The sequence below is a fragment of the Mesorhizobium sp. WSM4830 genome (assembly GCF_055811495.1).
Genome location: NZ_JBVVQI010000093.1, coordinates 1 through 959 on the forward strand (window position 1 = coordinate 1; position 959 = coordinate 959).

The following is a 959-nucleotide window of genomic DNA, read 5'->3' on the forward strand; positions in this document are numbered from 1 at the left end:
CGATATTTATGTCTTCCGCGGCCGCAGCGGCAATCTGATCAAGATTATCTGGCATGATGGGCTCGGCATGTCGCTGTATGCAAAACGGCTCGAGAAGGGCCGGTTTCTCTGGCCATCGCCGGCGGACGGCACGGTTTCCATATCACCGGCGCAGCTCGCCTACATGCTCGACGGGATCGATTGGCGCAACCCGGTTCACACGTTCCGCCCGCAGCGCGCGGGCTGAGTTTTCTTTGAGTTTGCGCCATTTTCCGCGAGTCAGCGGACGCGTTTTATGATTCACTCCAGGGCATGGTTGCCACCGCCCAGGATGCTGTTCCGGACGATATCGGCGCGCTGAGAGCAGCGCTGACCGCGGCGTTGGCCAGAGCCGAAGACGAGGCCGCCCGCGCTGCGCTGGTCGAGGCCGAACTGGCGGTCGCCAGGGCCAAGGCATCGGATGATGCGGCGCTGATCGCACATCAGCATCTGACGATCCGCAAGCTGCAGCGGGCGCTGCATGGTCAGAGTTCTGAACGCTCAGCCCGCCTGCACGACCAGATGGAACTCACCTTCGAGGAGCTCGAGAGCACCGCGACGGAAGATGAGATCGCCGCCGAACAGGCCGCTGCCCGGACCACCGAGGTGGCGCCTTACATGCGCAAACGACCGGCGCGCCAGCCATTTCCCGAGCACCTGCCGCGCGAACGCGTGGTCGAGCCGGCGCCGGCCGCTTGCCATTGCTGCGGCGGTCATCGGCTGCGCAAGCTGGGTGAGGATATCACCGAGACGCTGGAGGTGGTGCCGCGGCAATGGAAGGTGATCCAGCACGTGCGGGAGAAGTTCACCTGCCGCGACTGCGAGACGATCAGCCAGGCTCCGGCGCCCTTCCACGCCACCCCGCGCGGCTGGGCCGGTCCCGGCCTGCTGGCGATGATCCTGTTCGAGAAGTTCGGCCAGCATCAGCCGCTCAACCGCCA

General features: G+C 65.3%; 2 protein-coding genes. Both read left to right on the forward strand.

Annotation, left to right across the window (positions count from 1 at the left end):
• The coding region (tnpB, locus tag AC0L2Y_RS34475) for an IS66 family insertion sequence element accessory protein TnpB (RefSeq protein ID WP_473562323.1) at positions 1–226 on the forward strand (226 nt) is incomplete at its 5' end.
• 65 nt (positions 227–291) lie between these two features.
• Positions 292–959 (forward strand): transposase domain-containing protein (locus tag AC0L2Y_RS34480; RefSeq protein WP_473562324.1); only part of this gene is annotated, 668 nt, incomplete at its 3' end.